This is a genomic window from Clostridium tanneri (assembly GCF_033659955.1).
GTDB classification, from domain to species: Bacteria; Bacillota; Clostridia; order Clostridiales; family Clostridiaceae; genus Clostridium_AM; species Clostridium_AM tanneri.
The window spans coordinates 167,746-188,543 of record NZ_JARUJP010000006.1; the positions used below are offsets into that span (position 1 = coordinate 167,746).

Sequence of the window (20,798 nt, forward strand, 5' to 3'; positions counted from 1 at the left end):
AAAACCATAGAGTTTAGAGAAACTCTATGGTTTTAGATATTTAATAAATTTATCTACTAATTCAGGGTCGAATTGAACACCACCACATTTTTTAAGTTCTTCTATGGCTTCCCTCTTACTCATGGGTTTTTTATAAGGACTATTACTTGTCATTGCATCATAGGCATCTACAATAGATATTATCCTACATTCTATAGGAATACGTACTCCTTTCAATCCTATTGGATATCCATTCCCATCCCAAGCTTCATGATGCTTTAGTATTAGTTCTGCGATATGCTCCAAAGCAGTAGCATGTTTTGCTATTCTATAACCTATCTCACTATGCCGTTTCAACTCCTTTTTTTCCTCATCATTTAGCATACCAGGTTTCTGCAACAACTCACTAGACACCCCTACCTTACCAATATCACGAAATTCAGCTAAAAGCCCTATTGAGTTTATGATTTTCTTTGGCAGCCCTAAATTAGCAGCAAATCCAACGGATATCTTTTTCATTCTTTCTATATGTCCCTCTGTAACAAAATCTGTTTCCTTTAAAGCTTTTATCATAGTTTTCATTATTGCATTTCTATTACTCTCTCTATTGTGTAACTTACATATGTACATATCATTGTCTGCTTGTTTAAAAATATCCTTCATAGACTTGAATGTTTGTCCACTGAAAGCTATTCCCTTTGATATACTCAGATGCAGTCTATTATTGTTTTTATTGTATGTTTTTATTTCATTTTCAATTTTACTATTTAACTCCTCTATTTCTTTTTTACTAGTATTTTTCAATACAACTACAAATTCATCTCCACCAATTCTGGCAACTATGCAATTACTGCCACATGCTTTTTTTAGAACTTCCGTAGTAGCTATTAGTAATTCATCACCTACAAAATGACCTAGGGTATCATTAATTATTTTTAATCCATCTAAATCACAAAGAATTAACCCAAGATTTTGAGATTTTTTACTATCATGTTCATTGCTAATACTGTGGAAATAAGTCCTGTTATATACCTCTGTAAGGCTGTCGTATAAACTCATCTTTATAAGTTTTTCTTCCATTAACACTCTGTCTGTAATATTTTGAAATGTAATTACCATTCCTATACTCTTTCCACCTTCTATTTGTATTGGTGCTGCTGATATACTTATGTTATATGCTTTTTTATCTTTAGAAATCAACTGAACATTTTCTTCACTTTTAAAAGTTTTCCCTTCATTTATCACTGTCATAAGTATAAGGTCTTTTCTCTCACTATCATCATCATAGCTTTTTCCCCATGACACATTAAATATATCAGTTAACGCACTCCCTTCAGCTTCAGTTACTGAGTGTCCAGTGAGTTCTGCAGCAGCATTATTCATAAAATTTATTTTTCCTTCTCTATCTGTAGCTATAACTCCGTCTCCAATACTAGATAGAGTTACCTTAAGCCATTCTTTTTGTTCTTTCAGTGCCTTTTCAATAACTTTCTGCTCAGTTATATCTTCGTATACAGCATATATACCTATTTGAGTATTGCTTACTATTATAGGAAAGGCTGTCATCTTTACATTTACTAATTGTCCATCTTTTCTTTTTCTAGTAGTTTCCCGACTTACAAAGCCACCTTGTAAAACGATTTTAGATATATCAAAAGCGTCTTTTGTCAATTTTCTATCTGCTATTACCTCATTTATGGATTTCCCAACTACCTCATTAAGTTCATACTTAAAAATCTTTGTAAAACTCTTATTTATACTTATTATTTCATCTTGATTATTAAGAATGGCTACTGCCTCAAAGGAATTTTCATAAAGCTGACTAAAGTATGCCATCTGAAGTTTAAATTCATTTTTTATATTGATGCAATTAAATTTCAGCTTCTTATTCTTGCTGTTCCTTTTTCTCCAACTACAAGTTATACAACTAATTTTATCTTCCATATCCCTATCACCATATTCATAAATTCTTTTTAAATCTTAAAAATAATATATATGTACTTTTTCTTATTAAAAAGAACGAAATTTTTTCTCCAAAATTTCGTCCTAAAAAGGTATATTAATTATTGATATCTTATATCTTAAAACTAAAAATTAATACCGTTAATGTTTAGACATTGTAACTGCTTCTATCTGTAGTTTTACCGGATTATTAATGGTGTCTACTACTGGTGCCTTTTCTTGCAAAGTTTTAATTAAACTATCAATTTTTCTGGAGCTTTCATTAGTATCTAACAGTAACCTACAACTTATTCCGCTATACCCTGATCTTACATCCTTTATTCCAAGTATACCATCAGTATCAAATTCTCCTTCCAATTCAACTGAAACGCCTTCTAAATCAATATTATGCTTTTTAGCATAGTTAATTGTTGTGATAACTTGACATCCTCCTAAAGCACAAAGTAACGCTTCCATAGGATTCATAGCATAATTTTTTTCCGGATTCTCTTCTGATTGTTGAAGAGTAAAAGTAAATCCTCTACTTTCACATTTTACTGTTGTACTGTTATATAAACTGATAGCCTTTGCTTTCAATGTTAATGGTGGCATATTCAAATCACTCCTAGCTCATAATTAACTTTCTTAATTTATTATGAGCATTTAAATACCTTTTATTAATGCAACATATTTACAATAGTGCCACCTTTATTGCTTTTTATTATTTTTCAAATTTTTTACTAGGGCATAGGCCAAAAAAATAAACAATAATACAAAGGTAGGTGTGGCACCATAGTATAATATTTTATCAAAGTCCATAAAACTCACCCTTTCAATTAAACTATAACTAAATTTTACTTTACAAATAAAATATTCTATATATTCCGTGAAAACCCTTTTTTTATAATAGTTATTAAAAAACTTTACTCTTAATGCTCCCATTTTAAACTATTATACTAATGTGAGTAATTTCATATACTAGTGGGTAAAATAGCTAATACTGTTTTATTCTTATAAAAATTACTTGGTACCTATTTAACTTTTCTAAATATGTTATAATTAAGAAAGAATTTTATTAATTAAATAAAATTCTTCAAGAAGTTAACTACGTGAAACTTAAAAATCAAATATAAAAAATTATAACTGTAAGGAGGTGGAAATAAGTTGAAAACTACTCTCTATTGGTTATTTTTAATTAACGCAATAGTATCTATATTTATAATTATATTAGAAAGGAAAAATCCAGAAAAAACTATTGCTTGGCTGCTAGTTTTTATTTTATTTCCTCCTATAGGTTTTTTTCTATATATATTCCTAGGACGAAACTGGAAAAAGCATAAACTTCATAATGAAACCAATATAAATGTGGAAAGACTAATCTATGAGGCAATAAAAAATGTAAAAAATAACAGTTACACTACTTTAATCGAATTACTCTCAAAAAACAGTGAGTCCCCTCTTTTTAAAGACAATAGTATCAAAATCTTTAAAGATGGTACAGAAAAATTCGAATCATTAAAGGAAGAACTGTTAAAAGCTAAAAATCATATTCATATGGAATACTATATTGTAAAAAGTGATGGTATAGGTAGTGAAATAAAAGAAATTCTTATAAAGAAATCTTTAGAAGGAGTGAAAGTAAGATTAATATTTGATAGAGTAGGCTGTATAAAGTTAAAAAAATCCTACATCACAGAACTTAAAGAAGCGGGAGTAGATATAGTTCAATACTCTTATTTCTTAGCACCTTTGCTTAGGTATATTAATACTCAAATTAATTATCGAAACCATAGAAAAATTGTAGTAATAGATGGCCAGGTTGGCTTTGTTGGAGGTATAAATATAGGAGATGAGTATATAGGAAAAAGTAAATTTGGATACTGGAGAGACACTCACATTATGGTAAAAGGTGATTTCGCCTATGGTCTTCAAGCAGTATTTTTAGATGATTTTGCAACTATAAAGTCAGCCAATAAGGAAGAGTTTTCCTACGGAGACAATTTCGAAGATTTTTTTCCCCAAACCAAGTATGGCAACGGAAAACTAATGCAATTAGTAAAAAGTGGACCTGATTCAGAATTTCCAGCAATCGAGCAGGCAGTTTTAAAAATGATAAGTATGGCACAGGACCATATTTATATAACAACTCCTTATTTTATCCCAAGTGAAAGCATCTTAAATGCTTTAAAAATTGCTGTACTAAGCGGCGTTAGTGTTCATATTTTATTTCCTGGAAAATATGATCACCTCCTAGTTCATTATGCTTCAAGAACATATCTAGAAGATTTAGCTAGAAATGGGGTAAAGATATATTTTTATGACTATAATGGATTTATCCACGGGAAAACTACTTCTATAGATGGAAAGATATGTACAATAGGCACTGCTAATATGGATATAAGAAGCTATGTATTAAACTATGAAATCAACGCTGTAATTTACGATGAGGAAACTACAGAAGAACTGGAAAATTTATTTTTTGAGGACTTGAAAAGAAGCAAAAGGATAACAGAAGACTTTTTTAACAATCTTTCTCCAATTACAAAAGCCTTTGAAGCCTTCTGCAGAATGTTTTCATCACTATTATAAGAAGTATTATGGGACACAAAAATTTGAAGCACCAGTGTTCAGTGCTTCAAATTTTTGTATCGCATAAAACTGCTTTTATGATACTATTTCCTCACTACCTTCTTTAATAAGTCCTTTTCTATAAGCTATTAAAAGCTTTTCTAAATCAGCTACTCTTTCTCTTAAGCCTACTCCTACATCAGTATCTGCAACTCTCTTTCGTGCAACTACATGTTCTAATATTCTAGTAGAGGAGATGATATCCTTGTCCTCTTGAACCGCCCTTTTAATAGCTGCAAATGGTTCGTGGGATGTAAGCAACAGACCATAGGAATTATAAATTAGTGTATATCCTGCAATCCCTGTTTGTGGTTGATAAGCTTTACAAAAGCCCCCATCAATAACAAGAAGCCGTCCATTTGCTTTAATAGGACTCTCCCCTTCCTTAGTTTTTACAGGAATATGTCCATTAATAATATGGGAAGTATTAGGATTAAGATTAAACTCAGATAAAATATTCTTGCATACCTGTTCATTATCTCTATACTTATAATAATAATCTTTTTCCTCATAATGAGTGGATTTATCGTCAATGAAATATCTTTCAAAGGTAGTCATTCTCTTCTTCCCAAATACAGGTGAATCTGGTCCACACCATAAATACCACATCATGTCCATTCCGTATTTCTTCAATTTAATGTCATCTTTGAAGAAATAGGAATCTCTTGCAACCCTGTCAATTCTATCCAAAAGTGCCTTACCACTATATTTTATAGTTCCTATTTTTACTTCTTTAAAGCTTCCATCTTCTTTTAAAGGTATACATCCATGGAATAAAAGATTAGAATTATAAGTTAAATACATACTTCCTTTACTATATAAAAACTTAATATGTCTCTGTAATTTTTCACTGTTAACAAAAGATGCTGTTAGCTTTTTAAGTAAATCTTCTTCTCTCTCAGTTAACTTATAAGGATCGCTCCAATCAACAGTTGGAAACACTATATCATTAAGTTTATAATTTTTTCCGTATAACTGGATTTCTTCGGTTTCCACATTTATTTTATCTAAAAGCAATCTGTCATCCATTTGAAACTCTGGATGCCTTTTAATAATATGACCTTCTACTTTAAATTGAAGCAAAGAAATAGCCTTATGCATCTTAGCAAGAAGATTTAATTCATTTTCACTTACATTCTTGTCTAATGTTTTAGATACAAAGCCCTTGCAGGAATCATCATTGTAAAACTCCATAGCAAAGGTAGCTAAAGGTAGTAGATTAATGCCATATCCATCTTCAATAGTTCTGAGGTTCGCATATCTAAGGGATATTCTAAGTACATTACAGATACAAGCCTCACAGCCAGCTGCAGCTCCCATCCATAATAAATCATGATTTCCCCACTGTATATCTACTGAGTGATGATCCATTAATGCATCCATTATTATTTCAGCACCAGGTCCCCTGTCATATATATCTCCTATAATGTGTAATCTATCTACTACTAATCTTTGTATAACGTTAGATATAGCAATGATAAATTCTCCTGCTCTATCTATATCGATTATAGTTTTTATAATACCATTATAGTACGCCTGTTTATCCACTCTATCATCATGTTCATGAAGCAACTCTTCAATTATATATGCAAAATCTTGAGTTAAAGCCTTTCTAACTTTCGAACGAGTATATTTTGAACATATATTTTTGCACAAATCAATTAGTTGATAAAGAGTTATTTTATACCAGTCCTCAAGATTAGTTTCCGTTTGCTTAATCAGCTCTAACTTTTGTTCTGGATAGTAAATTAATGTTGCAAGACTAGACTTTTGCTCTTCCCTAAGTGAATTTCCAAACACATCGTCAATCTTTCTTTTTATCACACCTGAAGCATTTCTAAGCATATGGGTAAAGGACTCATATTCACCATGAACATCAGTCATAAAATGCTCTGTTCCTTTGGGCAAGTTTAAAATCGCCTGAAGGTTAATTATTTCCGTACTAGCAACTGAAATTGTTGGATATTGCTTAGATAATAATTGCAAATATCTTAAATCTTTTTCTATTAAATCCAAATTATTTTCATCATAGAAAATCATATTGTTTATCTCCTTTAAAGCATTATTACACTAAATTAATGATATACTTTATTTAATTTTCCCAAACATTTAGTATACTTTATAATACATATTATACAATTAGTATAACATATACGTGCATATAAAAACAATTTAATTTTTGCTTACCTAGCATATAGGTTGCATGTTGATTTAACTTTGCAGCTTTCCTTTCTTTGAATTTTCTAAATATTCTAAAACAAGCGTTGATTTTAAATCTTCATATGCTATAATAATTATAGGAAGTAATGTTTATTGCTTCTTATAGTTTCTAATCCAGCTTATTTAGGACTCTCCCCCTAAATATGTATTGTTATTTCTCAACCCCTTTAAAATATCGAATTTTAATCTTATAAAAATAGAGATTATAATAATTTTGAAAGATCTTATTTTCAACTTATTATAATCTTCAAAATTTCTATATTGGAAATATTATTATCTTTGCTTTGAAAGCTTTTAGCTTATAAGTAACTATAATATAATTCTAAAGAACCAAATGTATTTAGGATTAGAAGCTAGTTAAACAGCTGATTCATACTAATGAATCAGCTGTTATTTCAGTATTTATATATTAAATTTATCTGTCTCATCATTAAGCTGCTTTACTACATCATTTAGCTTAAATGTAAATTTAGAAACTTCCTCAGTGCTTGCCATCATTTCCTGAGAAGATGCTGAAATTTCCTCTGAAGCCGCAGACGTTTCTTCTGCTACTGAAGTTACTTCTTCTATTTTACTTAAAACTAATTCTTTGGATTTCATAGTTTTTTCTAGAGATACATAAGAGTCATTTACCAATGGTGTTATATTGGATACAGCCTTAATCATATCGTCGAAAGATATAATTGTGTTCTTTACAATGTTAACCTGGTTTTCCACCAAGCTTTTAACATCATTTGACGTTGTTATTACCTCTCCAGTTTCACTGCTTATTGAATAAATTAATCTTTGTATTTCTTCAGTGGACCCTTTTGATTGTTCAGCGAGTCTTCTTACTTCCTCTGCTACCACCGCAAACCCCTTGCCTGATTCTCCTGCCCTTGCCGCTTCTATCGCCGCATTAAGAGCTAAAAGATTTGTTTGTTCTGATATTCCATTTATTACCTCTGTTATATTTCCCACCTTTGACACACTGGTATTCAAGCTGTTAACCTTATCCACCACCATTTCAAAGGATAGCTTTATATCTTGAATTGATTTTAACAAAATATCAATTTGATCTTTTCCAGCTGCCGCCTTATCTCCAGTAGCATCTGAGCTTTCTTTTACTATGGATATTTTTCTTTCTATATTTTCTAGTTCATCAGATAGACTAGACATATGATTAGCAACCTCAACTAGAGCATTGGCCTGCTCTTCTGCTCCCTTAGTTACCTCCTGAATTGCTCCTGCAACTTCACTTGCAGCACCACTCATATGCTCTGCATTCATATTTAGACTTTGTGCCATATCATTTACATTGGCACTTTGCATTTTTATCATTCCCATGGTTTTTTTAAGACTATCTGACATATTCCTAAAACTTAATGCCAGTACCCCTATTTCATCATTACTTTGAATAGATATCTCATTATCAAAATCCCCCTCAGATATCTTCTTTGATACTTGTACTAGTTTCAAAAGCGGATCTATTATTCCCCTAGATATTTTCATCATAATTAATGAGGATATTATAAAAGCAGCTAATGCAATGGCTGAAATTAACATTACTGTATTATATACAGTCTTGGTTACGTTTTCTAGAGACAACCCTATATCTATAGCTCCTATATGAGCACCATTTTTATAAACTGGAACTAATACATCATATACTTTTACCTTATCTTTATAAAGGAAAGTTGAAGAATGTGTCTTTCCTTCTACTGCTGCTTTTTTACTTCCTTCATCATTGAGTGATATTCCAATTCTATCCTTTTCACTATGAGCTACAGCTTTTAAGTTTTTATCTATAAATAATGCATACACTATATTTTTATCCTTAGTTAAATCTTGAATTAAAGTTTGCAGCTGTAGATTTTCACTTAATTTTTGAACTTTATTTGCAAGTACTCCTATTTGAACCATTCCACCATTTTGGTTTGCTATATAACCATATTTATAGTAGTTGTCACCTACAGAGCTTTTTCTTATAGCTTCCATAAGCTCGCTTTTCTCATTCTTTAGCACTGAGTTAGAGATATGCTTATCGTCAAATACGAATCCTATATTAGGTTGTAAATTTGAATAAACTATCTTTCTACTAGAATCTACAATGTTTATTTCATCAACTTCAAATTGCTTTGCTATAGCTAGTAAATATTCATTATTTACGCTATTAGAGTTAGTTACAATGAAATTTCCTAAAGTTTTTATTCTAGTGTCTATAGACTCATTTAAAGTATCTATAGCAGCACTGTTTTTCCCAAATTCGCTTGCCAATTGATTTGCCATATTTGCCCCATCATTCTGCATTTGGCCTATTATTTTGCCTCTAGCGATAGTAATAGCTACTGTAGCTATTATAGCTATAACTATAAACATTATAGTTAAAGGCACTGTTAAAATCTTTAATTTTATGGATATATTTTTTTTCATAAAGTTCTTCCTTTCAAAGTTTAATTATACTTTAATTGTCGTAAAAAATTAGCTTTTTTTAATATTTTACAGACAATTTTAATTTTGTAGATGGTAAACTTTATTTGTAATCTTATTAAAACTTAAAATTTTATAGTTCCTTATTTTGATAACATTTTCTCTAGAGAGCCTTTAGTTCAGTCTCTTCATTAGTTAACTAACATCACTAAGAAAATATTTTCTTCAACATTTTATAATAAAATATTACATTTTTACAAATAGATTTTAGCACAGTTCAAAGAGAAAATCACTATTATTTAACTATTTATTTTTATGTATTAAATTTTTAAAATATATCAGATCTCGTAATCAGCAAATAAACTGTCTATATAAAACTATTTTTCCCAAAGCAAAAAGAGCTCTTCAGTTGAACAGCTCTTCTTAACTTAGGGGATTACCAAAGCCCTTTATTATTATTCCACTTAATTATTTAACTCTTCTTTTAAAGTATTTTCTAACTCTTTCAAGTCTTCTTCATCCATAGTCTCTACATTCTCCAATTTGTACTCTATGCCAAGTTTTTTATACTTGTCAACACCTAAAGTATGATATGGAAGAAGTTCTATCTTTTCAACATTTTTTATATTTCTTATCATTCCAGCTAATTTTAAAATATGCTCTTTAGAATCCGTTATACCTGGTACTATTACATGTCTTATCCAAAGCTTGGTACCTGCCTTTTGCACAGCGTCCAAAAACTCATCAAAACCTCTTTTACTAGCTCCAGTTAAGTCTTTATAACCTTCGTCAGTAACATGCTTTATATCAAGGAGAACTAAATCTATATATTTTAATATTTCCTCATACCCTCCTCTACCATAGCCTGCGGTGTCTATGGTAGTATGGATTCCCGCATCCTTGCATAGTTTTAATGTTTCTACTAAAAAATCCGGCTGCATTAAAGGATCTCCACCTGAAAATGTTACTCCGCCACCATCCTTAAAATAAGGTTTAAATCTTATAATCTTTTTCACTAATTCCTGTGGTGTTATCTCTGTTCCTCCAGCAAAGATCCATGTATCTGGATTGTGGCAGTAGGAACATCTTAAAGCACAGCCCTGCATAAACACTACAGTTCTAATTCCAGGCCCATCTACTAAACCCATACTCTCAAAGGAATGTATTCTTCCTAGTGTCATTTTATTATCCTCCCTTTGTAAAATTTAAAATTCGAAAGTTTTCTTAGCAAAACTAAATCTATCGTTAGCTAAAACTTTAGCCCGCTGCATTAAAACAACGGGCCCATCCATGATGTTATATAATTATAGGGGATACTACAATATACTAACTACATTGTTCCATGGAATGTTCTGCTTATAACTTCTCTTTGCTGTTCTTTAGTTAGTCTGTTAAAGTGAACAGCATATCCTGAAACTCTTATTGTTAAAGTTGGATATTTTTCTGGATGCTCCATAGCATCTTCTAATGTTTCTCTTCTAAGAACATTAACATTTAAATGGAAAGCAGCTTGTCCGAAATATCCATCCATCATATTTACAAGGTTATTTATTCTACTTTCTTCATCTTTTCCAAGAGCATCTGGTATTATGGAGAATGTGTTTGAAACTCCATCTTGGCAGTACTCTCTGTAAGGTATTTTAGCTACTGAGTTAAGTGATGCTAAGGCTCCATTCTCATCTCTTCCGTGCATAGGGTTAGCTCCTGGAGCAAAAGCTTCTCCTGCTTTTCTTCCATCTGGAGTTGATCCAGTTTTCTTACCATATACTACGTTAGATGTTATTGTAAGAACAGAAAGTGAATGTTCTGCATCTCTATAAGTTTTATGCTTCTTAAGTTCAGTAGAGAATTTCTTTGTAACCTCTACAGCTAGGTCATCTACTCTATCATCATCATTTCCAAACTTAGGGAAATCTCCTTCTATGTTAAAGTCAACAGCTATTCCCTCTTCGTTTCTTACAGGTGTAACCTTAGCATACTTTATAGCACTTAGTGAGTCTGCTGCAACAGATAATCCTGCTATACCAAATGCCATAAATCTCTTGATATCTGTGTCATGTAAAGCCATTTGTCCTGCTTCATAAGCATATTTATCATGCATATAGTGAATTGTATTCATTGTATCTACATATAACTCAGCTACGTATTCCATAACTTTGTTGTAGTTTTTCATTACCTTATCAAAATCTAGAACTTCATCAGTTATTCTATCTATTCCAGGTACAACTTGGATTAAGCTGCCATCTTTAGCCTTTTTCTTCTCGTCAACTCCACCATTTATAGCATAAAGTAATGCTTTAGCAAGGTTTGTTCTTGCGCCGAAGAACTGCATTCTCTTACCAACTTCCATAGCAGATACACAGCAAGCTATAGCATAATCATCTCCATATATTGGTCTCATTATATCATCATTTTCGTACTGAATAGCATCAGTTTTTATAGACATTTCTGCACAGTACTTCTTGAAGTTAGCTGGTAACTTTTCTGACCATAGTACCGTCATGTTTGGTTCTGGTGCTGGTGTTAAATTAGTTAAAGTGTGTAGGAATCTAAAAGCTGTTTTAGTAACAAGCGGCTTTCCATTTACTCCTACTCCTCCAATTGATTCTGTTATCCAGTTAGGATCTCCTGCAAATAGGTCGTTATATTCTGGAGTTCTTAAATGTCTTACCATTCTTAACTTTATAACAAATTGGTCAATTATTTCTTGAGCTTCTTCTTCTGAAATAATTCCACTTTCAAGGTCTCTCTCGATAAATATATCTAGGAAAGTAGTATTTCTTCCAAGAGACATTGCAGCTCCATTATTTTCCTTAACTGCAGCTAAATATCCAAAGTATAAGAATTGAACTGCTTCTCTAGCATTTTCAGCTGGGCTTGATATATCAAATCCGTATGACGCAGCCATTTCCTTTAATTCTACCATAGCACGGATTTGCATATTCACTTCTTCTCTAAGTCTTATAATTTCTTCTGATGAACCTTTTAATTCTTTTAAATCTTTTTTCTTTTGAGCTATTAAGAAGTCTATTCCATAAAGAGCTATTCTTCTATAGTCGCCTATTATTCTTCCTCTTCCATAAGCGTCTGGAAGTCCTGTAAGTAGTCCTACTGTTCTTGCCTTTCTTGTTTCTTCTGTATAAGCATCAAAAACTCCTTCGTTGTGAGTTTTTCTGTACTTTTTAAAATTCTTATTTAACTCTTCATCCATCTTAAATCCATAAGCTTCAAGAGATTGTTCTACCATTCTCATTCCACCATATGGGTTCATTATTCTCTTTAAAGGGGCGTCTGTTTGAAAACCAACTATTACTTCATTTTCTCTATCAAGGTATCCTGGCTCGAAACTGTTTATACCAGAAAACCTACTAGTTTCAACATCCATAACACCTTTTTTAATTTCTTCTATTATAAGCGTTTCTGCCTGCTCCCAAACCTTCTTAGTTTTTTCTGTAGGAGATGCTAAAAAACTTTTGTCTCCTTCATATACTTTATAGTTCTTTTGTATAAAGTCTCTAACATTTATTTCTTCTGTCCATTTACCTTCATTAAAACCCATCCATTGTTTTATCATCTGCATTCACTCCTTAATTCTATAAATGAATTATCCCTATTTTAATTCCTTCATTTATACTTTAATCAATTACGACTTTTTCTTATCTTATGAGTCTATTATATACTATTTTGAAATCTGTATCAATAGTTTTTTTGTTTATTTTTAAGATTTTATAATGCAATTCACCACAGTTCGATAAGCTGTATTACTTTTTTATAATCTTCTGTATTAGTCTGAATTTTTCTATTCTATCTCTTTAAATTTGTCCTCATTATATGACATTAATTCTTTTATTATATTTAATTTTACATATTTCATTACAAACTATTAAAAAATAATACTTATTTCAAAAAATAAATTATCCACGTAATATTCTTTTAGCAAAATAAGAACCCATTTCCTAACGTCTTTTAAGAAATGGGTTCTTATTAGTGTTTTACTGCAGTTGACTAACTAATGTTCTTACTGCATTAATAAATAAATCTACTTCCTCTTCACTGTTATAAGGCGCAATTCCTACCCTAATCCAACCTTCTGTTTTATTTACATTAAGCTTTTCGGCTAAGGTAGTTGCATAAAAATGCCCATCTCCAGCAAATATAGAATATTCTTCTGACATTATTCTGCATACTTCCTTTGAAGACATCCCGTCTATTGTAAAGGCAATAGTGGGAGTTTTTCCAGCCCACTCAGGGGCCTGGTATAAAGTTACTCTTTCTAATTTACTTAATCTTTTTCTAATCTTACTAGCTAATCTATTCTCGTAATCTTCTATTTTTTTAAAGCCTGATATTATTTTTTCTCTCCGTGTTTCTCCTGTGCCAAGAGATGCTATAAATTCAATAGCTGGCTTTATGCCGGCTATTCCTTCATGACTTTGAGTACCAGTTTCTAATTTATCAGGAATATAAGATGGAGCTGGTTCTAACTTATAGGAGTTTAAGCTTTTGAATAGATTTTCTTTAATTACTGCTATACCTATATGTGGTCCAAAGAATTTATAAGCTGAACATAGTAAAATATCTGCTCCTAACTCATCACGATTAATTGAAAAATGGGGTGCGGCATGAACAGCATCCACTACTACAATAGCGTTAACTGCTCTTGCACGAGATGATACTATTTGAACTTCATTTATTGTGCCTACAGCATTGGAAGCAAGTCCTATGGCTATAAGACGAGTTTTATCCGTTATAATAGAACCAAGAGTAGTAAAATCTAAAGTAAGAGTATCCTTATTTACTTTTAACCAATTTACTATCATTCCTTTTTCCTTTGCAATAGCTAACCAAGGATCTACGTTTGCTCTATGATCTGACTCACAAAGAACTATCTCATCTCCTTTTCGCCAATTGCGCCCAAGAGCCCTAGAAATTGAGAACTCTAAACTTGTAGCATTTGCTCCAAAGGCCACTTCCTTCGACTTTGCTCCAAACATATCTGCAATTGCTTCCTTTGCTTCTCTTATTAATTCTTCTGTTTCTCTACTAGTTGGGAACTGACCATGAAGATTTGCACTACCACTAGACATATAGTTTGATATTGCTTGAATTGAAGTGTCAACTACCTGTGAACCTCCAGGTCCGTCTAAATAAACAGCCAGTTTACCATTATAGATTCTTCTTAAAGCCGGAAACTGTTTGCGTATTTCGCTTACAGGAAAAGTATAGGAATGACTTACAAGCATTGTTTCGTATGCCTCCTTTGAATAGCTTTGATTGAGAGCATCTTAATTAGTACTTTGAGTACTATATCATTATGATTTTTTTTCAATGAACATTCCAACTTTCTAAAACTTTTTAAAAATTGGATTTCACCTTATTTACAGCTTTATAAGCATTGACTAAGCCATGACCAGACTGTAAATCTTCCCCTGTTGTTAATATATCTGTTGTAGTACTATTTAAAACCTCAGCAATTTCATCCGGTGTCAAATTAGGGTTTTGTGCTTTAACTAATGCAGAGATTCCAGATACTATAGGTGCAGCCATACTGGTACCATCCCAAACTGCATACCCATTAGGTACAGTACTTATTATTTTAACTCCCGGTGCAGCAGCATCAATTGACGTTCCATAATTAGAAAAACTAGCTTTTTTATACTGTTGACTTATAGCAGATACTGTATAAACATCTTTATCATCTCCAGCAGGAGTGTATAAATCAGCATCTGAATTGTCATTACCTGCAGCAACTACAATAAATACTCCTTTTTCTTTGGCATATGCTATAGCACTTTCAATAACCCTGCTTTCACCTTCAGTACCAAAGCTTAGGTTTATAATATCTGCACCGTTATCTGCAGCATATTTAATTCCTTTAGCAACCACATCTGCCTCTCCTTCTCCCTGTGCATCTAGGACCTTTATAGGTATAATCTTTACATCCAATGCTCCTACTATCCCTGTTATACCTTCATTATTATTGGCCTCTGCTGCAATAATTCCAGATACATGAGTTCCATGTCCATTATCATCCATTACATTTTTGTTATTATCAATAAAATTATACCCCAAATCCGTAAGAACTCTATTCTTTAAATCATTATGAGTATAATCAACTCCTGTGTCTACTACTGCAACTTTAATTTGTCGCTGTTGGTTAATTAAAGCCCATGACTTATTTGCCTCTGTTAAAGTCACAGCCCATTCATACTTATATCCCGGATCATTTACAGCGGAATCAGTGTTTAAAGCTATATCGGTAATGCCAGAATTTTTATTTACAGGAGTCCTTTTTATCGGCTCAACTATTCCTACTGGATTTTGTCCTTGTACTCTCCTAATTTCCCTACCTCTTAACTGTCTTTTCATATCTTGTTTATTATTATATCGCCCTGATGCATCTATATAATTTTTACCACTAGGCAAATCTTTTTTTATATTTCCTGTATTAACACCACTATGATAGAAAGCCTGTACAGTTTTATTTATGTTTGTATTATTTATACCATTACTATTTAGTGCTTCAGGTTCCCAAGTTAGAAAATTGCCTCCAACTATTAAAACCGCCAGTGATACTAACGCTAAAACCTTCCTAGATACCATAAATATTCTCCCTTCAATAAATGATAACTCCAAATTATAGTGATAAGTATTTAAATTTTCCTCAGCTAAACTTATTTTCTAATTATATCACCCCATTGTGTATGTTCTGTTACAAAAATGCTCTTTTACAAAAATTTAATGTGATATTTTCCAACTGATAAATTTAAAGCTTATTACAGAAAAAAGTCTCTACGGAATTTTGCGCTTCCATAGAGACTTCTTTGACTCTGTTTTATTTAATCTATTTTTCTCTTTAATTTTCTGTATTTATTAATGATTTAATTTACACTTGTAATTTTTAGGCCCTATCTATCTTCATTGCTCTCATTGCATTTAGCACTGCTATCAATGCCACTCCTACATCTCCGAATACGGCTTCCCACATAGTAGCCACACCTAAAGCTCCTAAAACTAGTATTATAGCCTTAACTCCCAATGCAAATATTATATTCTGCCATACTATGCTTTTTGTCCTCTTAGCTATTTTAATTGCAGTAGCTATTTTAGAAGGCTCATCTGTCATAATTACTACATCTGCCGCTTCTATAGCCGCATCAGAACCTATTCCTCCCATAGCTATTCCTATATCCGCCCTTGCAAGTACAGGAGCGTCATTAATTCCATCTCCTACAAATATCAGCTTACTCTTAGAGGATTTTTCTCTATCTAGTTTTTCTAATTTCTCAACCTTTTGATTTGGTAAAAGTTCTGAATACACTTCGTCAAGACCTAAGCCGCTAGCTATCTTCTCTGCGGCAATCTTATTGTCGCCAGTAAGCATTACAGTCTTCTTAACTCCAACAGCTCTTAAAGCTTCTATTGCCCTTGCTGAATCTTCCTTTAATTCATCAGAGATAAGTATATAACCTGCATATTGTCTATCCACAGCCAGATAAACTACTGTTCCTACTACTTCTGTAGTATCATATGAAATTCCTTGACTCTTCATTAACCTTGAATTTCCTGCTAATATTTCTTTTCCTTTTAATCTTACTTTCACTCCTTGGCCTGAAATTTCATTATAACCTTGAACTTCCTCTTTTTTCACTCTTTTACCATAAGCGTTTAATATAGATGTTGCAATAGGGTGACTTGAGTAACTTTCTGCATATGCCGCATATTCTAGTAACTCTTCTCTTGTAACATTTCTCTTAGGCTTTATTTCTGTAACTTTAAATACTCCCTTTGTTAAAGTACCAGTTTTGTCGAATATTACTGTCTCTACATTATTAAGAGCTTCCAAGTAGTTTCCACCTTTTACAAGAATACCATTTTTAGATGCTCCACCTATTCCTCCAAAGAACCCAAGAGGAATCGAAACAACTAAAGCACAAGGGCAGGAAACCACTAGAAAAACTAATGCTCTATACAACCATTCTGAAAAGGTTGCTCCAGTTATAAATAATGGTGGTAAGAAAGCTAAAGCTGCTGCAAGTATTACAACTGCTGGTGTATAATATCTTGCGAATTTAGTTATGAAACTCTCCGTTGGTGCTTTTTTACTACTTGCGTTTTGTACTAAGTCTAGTATTTTAGCTACTGTTGACTCCCCAAACTCTTTAGTTATTTTAATAGTTAAAAGTCCATTCTTATTTATAAAACCGCCTAGCACATTATCTCCAGATTGAACTTCTCTAGGAAGAGACTCACCGGTTAAGGCTGATGTATCAAGCATAGAACTTCCTTCAACTACCTTACCATCCAAGGGAATCTTCTCACCAGGCTTTACCAAAATAAAATCTCCCACCTTAACTTCTTCTGGTGCTACCCTTTTTATACTCTGTCCAACTTTCACATTTGCAAAGTCTGGTCTAATATTCATCAGTTCAGATATAGATTTTCTAGATCGATCCACTGCTAAGTCCTGAAAAAACTCGCCTATTTGATAAAACATCATAACCGCTACAGCTTCTGGAAATTGTTTAATTGCAAAGGCTCCTATGGTCGCTATACACATTAAGAAATTCTCATCAAAAATTTGCCCTCTACCTATATTTTTGATTGCTTTTATTAATACCTCTCCTCCTATTAATAAATAACTTACCAGGTATAGGGTAAACTCTATCCAAAAGGAAAAGTTTAAAACTGTAGCTATTCCGAAGGCAGCAGCGCCTAATGCAAATTTTACAAAATCGTCTTTGTCCACACCTCCATGTTCATGAGTATGCTGATGACTTTCTAAGCTTTTAGTTTTACCCTGCTCCCCTATAATCACTTTTACATCTGGCTCTATTCTATTTACAATCTTTGTTACTTCATGAAAAATTTCATCTCTTCTATTAGTATCTATTATATCTATAATTAACTTTTTAGATACAAAGTCTACTGTGGCTGCTTGTACACCAAGTATCTTTTCCGTTTCTCTTTCAATTTTAGCTGCACAGTTTGCACAACACAATCCTTCTAATATTAATACTGTCTTAACGCTCTTGTCTGTTACTTTTTCTCTAACCACTACATCCGGTTCTATTTTATTTATGATACTTTTTGCTGCTGCTATAAATTCGTCCATCTTGTTTATTTCTTCTAATTCTACCGCTAAAGTTTTTGTAATAAAGTTCATAGAGGCACTGGCTACTCCATTTAACTGTCCAACCTTCTGCTCAATTTTAGCTGCACAGTTTGCACAGCATAACCCCTCTAATATTAATTCTTTTTTGAGCTTTCCCGGTTTCTTTTTAACTACTGTTATAAGATTTCCACCAGTCACTCCCTTTTCTTTAACATTAGTATCCATATTATTTCCCCCTTAAAATATTAAATTTAATAGTCTGAGGTTACTTTTAAATTTCAATGAATATTACACTTGATCCTAATTCATTATTTTTAGATTAACATATATTGGATAAAATGCAAATTTATTATTTTTCGCTTATATGAACTAATCCTTGATCAAATATTTGCTTAACATGTTCATCATCTAAAGAGTAATAAACAATCTTACCTTCTCTTCTATACTTTACAAGTCTTGATTGCTTTAGAATTCTAAGTTGGTGAGATATAGCAGATTGAGTCATATTGAATAATGCCGCAATATCACATACACACATTTCCGCATTAAGTAAAGCATATAAAATTTTAACTCTAGTAGGTTCACCTAAAACTTTAAACAACTCTGATAAACTGTAGAGAGTTTCTTCCTTAGGTATATTACTTCTTACCTCTTGCACTATATCTTCATGTATTACATTACAATTGCAAACATCTATATTATTTTCAAAAATAATCACCTTTATCACCTTTTTCTTTATATTTGAACATATATTCATATGTTTAAGTATAGTATACCATTTATGTTGTATCTGTCAACTAGATTTACCATATTTGCTTAATAATATTATATTAAGATATAGGGTTTTTGTGACTCCTTATAAAGATATTTTATATTAATAAATATTGACATCTGCATTATTTAAAGATATAATTTTTACTACAAAACAAAAAGAATACTTATCGGTTGGGCAAATTTAAAAATTTGCTTTCAAGCAGTTCGGTTTCTAGGGAGGGAAACTCTTTTATGAGTTTTCCTTCTTTTTATTTTTTGCATTTATGCTACTAAACAAAAAAGGTTAACAATTTAAAGTTATACAGATAATAATATTATTATCTGTGATTAGACTATTAGTTAGATAACATAAAGGAGTGATTAAATTATGGTAAAACTTGCACGTAAAATTCTTGCCCCTTTTAGAGAATTTTTCAAACATGAATCTACTAGCGGCATTGTACTTATGATTTGCGCTATTATAGCAATAATTGCTGCAAACTCTCCCATAGCATCTACTTATAACAATATACTGCATAGCTATGTAACCATTGGATATGGTAAGTACTCCTTATCAATGTCAGTTCTTCATTGGATAAATGATGGGCTAATGGCTGTGTTTTTCTTTGTCATTGGCATGGAAATTAAAAGAGAAGTGCTAGTTGGTGAACTTAAGGATATTAAAAAAACCATACTTCCTGTAGCTGCTGCCTTTAGTGGAATGATTATCCCTGCATTAATTTATATAGTGTTTAACTATAACCAAGAAACTATTGCTGGTTGGGGTACACCTATGGCCACTGATATAGCCTTTGCCTTAGGCATACTTTCGTTAGTAGGAAGGAAAAAAGCACCTAAAGGCCTTGCTGTTTTTTTAACTGCCTTAGCTATAGTAGATGACCTTGGTGCTATTTTGGTAATTGCTATATTCTATACTAACCAAATTTCTTGGATAGCCCTTATAATTGCTCTGGCAATACTAATAATTCTTATACTGGCAAATAAATTCAAAGTCAACTCCGTCCCTGTATTTCTAACTTTAGGCCTTATTATGTGGGTTAGCTTTTTAAAGTCCGGTATACATGCAACTTTCGCTGGAGTTTTACTTGGAATGACAATACCATCTGGAAGAGATATTCGTACATTCAAAAAATCAATGTTGTATAAACTAGAACATCTTTTAGAGCCTTGGTCTGCACTTTTAATAATGCCTATATTTGCATTAGCTAACTCAGGGGTAACCATTCAAATCAACAGCTTTACTGAACAGTTTTTAAACCCTGTCAGTCTTGGGATTTTCCTAGGTCTTTTCTTAGGAAAACAATTAGGTATTTTTATAACCTCTTATTTATTAGTTAAATTTCAAATCTCTAAGCTACCTTCAAAAGTAACCTTTAAGCATCTCTACGGTGCCAGCTTACTTAGCGGTATTGGGTTCACAATGTCATTATTTATTGCATCACTATCCTTTACTGAGGGGCCTTTATTGTCTACTGCTAAGATTAGTATAATATCTGCATCCGTTGTATCGGCACTAGCAGGATTTTTAGTTTTAAAATCCATTAAGACTGAGGCTAAAACTTAAAGCTAGGCCATTGTCCTAAATACTAAAAGTTTGGGTGCACTGAACACCGGTGTGACCGATAGAGGTATACTGCTACCTACACACCTGTTTTTAGTGCACCCAAAAGTTTTATAACGCTAGGGCTTATCGCCCTATAATATAAGGATATTTTTATTTAGATAAAAAGGA

Annotated in this window: 12 protein-coding genes and 1 other annotated feature; of the genes, 2 read left to right on the top strand and 10 right to left on the bottom strand. The window is 32.1% G+C overall.

Annotated features, from left to right (window positions below; all coding sequences use genetic code 11):
- Nucleotides 1-24: 24 nt before the first annotated feature.
- Both P8V03_RS07325 and P8V03_RS07330 read right to left on the bottom strand, forming a co-directional pair.
- Nucleotides 25-1,923, bottom strand: a complete 1,899-nt coding sequence (locus tag P8V03_RS07325) for a sensor domain-containing diguanylate cyclase/phosphohydrolase (protein WP_261672861.1) — start codon at nucleotides 1,921-1,923, stop codon at nucleotides 25-27.
- Between the two features lie 159 nt (nucleotides 1,924-2,082).
- A complete protein-coding gene (locus tag P8V03_RS07330; RefSeq protein ID WP_261672862.1) occupies nucleotides 2,083-2,532 on the bottom strand; it encodes an OsmC family protein in 450 nt (149 codons plus the stop codon).
- A 552-nt stretch (nucleotides 2,533-3,084) separates the two neighbouring features.
- On the opposite strand from P8V03_RS07330, the gene cls reads away from it, so the two are divergent.
- Nucleotides 3,085-4,509 (top strand): cardiolipin synthase, encoded by a 1,425-nt coding sequence (cls, locus tag P8V03_RS07335; RefSeq protein WP_261672863.1) that lies wholly within the window; start codon nucleotides 3,085-3,087, stop codon nucleotides 4,507-4,509.
- 75 nt (nucleotides 4,510-4,584) lie between these two features.
- Here cls and P8V03_RS07340 read toward each other — a convergent pair whose 3' ends face one another.
- The 8 genes from P8V03_RS07340 to P8V03_RS07375 form a co-directional block, all read right to left on the bottom strand.
- On the bottom strand, nucleotides 4,585-6,588 hold the full coding sequence (locus P8V03_RS07340; RefSeq protein ID WP_261672864.1) for a fructose-1,6-bisphosphatase: 2,004 nt from the start codon (nucleotides 6,586-6,588) through the stop codon (nucleotides 4,585-4,587).
- A 582-nt stretch (nucleotides 6,589-7,170) separates the two neighbouring features.
- Nucleotides 7,171-9,180 carry a methyl-accepting chemotaxis protein gene (locus tag P8V03_RS07345; protein ID WP_318797631.1) on the bottom strand — a complete coding sequence of 670 codons (2,010 nt, stop codon included), beginning with the start codon at nucleotides 9,178-9,180 and terminating at the stop codon, nucleotides 7,171-7,173.
- 461 nt (nucleotides 9,181-9,641) lie between these two features.
- Nucleotides 9,642-10,358 (bottom strand): pyruvate formate-lyase-activating protein, encoded by a 717-nt coding sequence (pflA, locus tag P8V03_RS07350; RefSeq protein ID WP_261672866.1) that lies wholly within the window; start codon nucleotides 10,356-10,358, stop codon nucleotides 9,642-9,644.
- A gap of 149 nt (nucleotides 10,359-10,507) precedes the next feature.
- Nucleotides 10,508-12,751: a formate C-acetyltransferase gene (pflB, locus tag P8V03_RS07355; protein ID WP_261672867.1), complete on the bottom strand. Its 2,244-nt coding sequence runs from the start codon at nucleotides 12,749-12,751 to the stop codon at nucleotides 10,508-10,510.
- A 418-nt stretch (nucleotides 12,752-13,169) separates the two neighbouring features.
- Nucleotides 13,170-14,420 (bottom strand): cysteine desulfurase-like protein, encoded by a 1,251-nt coding sequence (locus tag P8V03_RS07360; RefSeq protein WP_318797634.1) that lies wholly within the window; start codon nucleotides 14,418-14,420, stop codon nucleotides 13,170-13,172.
- Nucleotides 14,421-14,532: 112 nt separating this feature from the next.
- Nucleotides 14,533-15,780, bottom strand: a complete 1,248-nt coding sequence (locus P8V03_RS07365) for a S8 family peptidase (protein WP_318797636.1) — start codon at nucleotides 15,778-15,780, stop codon at nucleotides 14,533-14,535.
- A gap of 298 nt (nucleotides 15,781-16,078) precedes the next feature.
- Nucleotides 16,079-18,517 (bottom strand): heavy metal translocating P-type ATPase, encoded by a 2,439-nt coding sequence (locus P8V03_RS07370; protein ID WP_318797638.1) that lies wholly within the window; start codon nucleotides 18,515-18,517, stop codon nucleotides 16,079-16,081.
- A gap of 124 nt (nucleotides 18,518-18,641) precedes the next feature.
- A complete protein-coding gene (locus tag P8V03_RS07375; RefSeq protein WP_261672871.1) occupies nucleotides 18,642-19,049 on the bottom strand; it encodes an ArsR/SmtB family transcription factor in 408 nt (135 codons plus the stop codon).
- A gap of 186 nt (nucleotides 19,050-19,235) precedes the next feature.
- Nucleotides 19,236-19,292: a sequence feature (sodium ion sensor (DUF1646 type); this cis-regulatory element may regulate processes involved in with the transportation of sodium ions), on the top strand.
- Between the two features lie 138 nt (nucleotides 19,293-19,430).
- On the opposite strand from P8V03_RS07375, the gene nhaA reads away from it, so the two are divergent.
- The gene (gene nhaA / locus P8V03_RS07380; RefSeq protein WP_318797666.1) at nucleotides 19,431-20,630 is read left to right on the top strand and encodes a Na+/H+ antiporter NhaA; all 1,200 of its coding nucleotides are present in this window, start codon (nucleotides 19,431-19,433) and stop codon (nucleotides 20,628-20,630) included.
- Nucleotides 20,631-20,798: the final 168 nt, after the last annotated feature.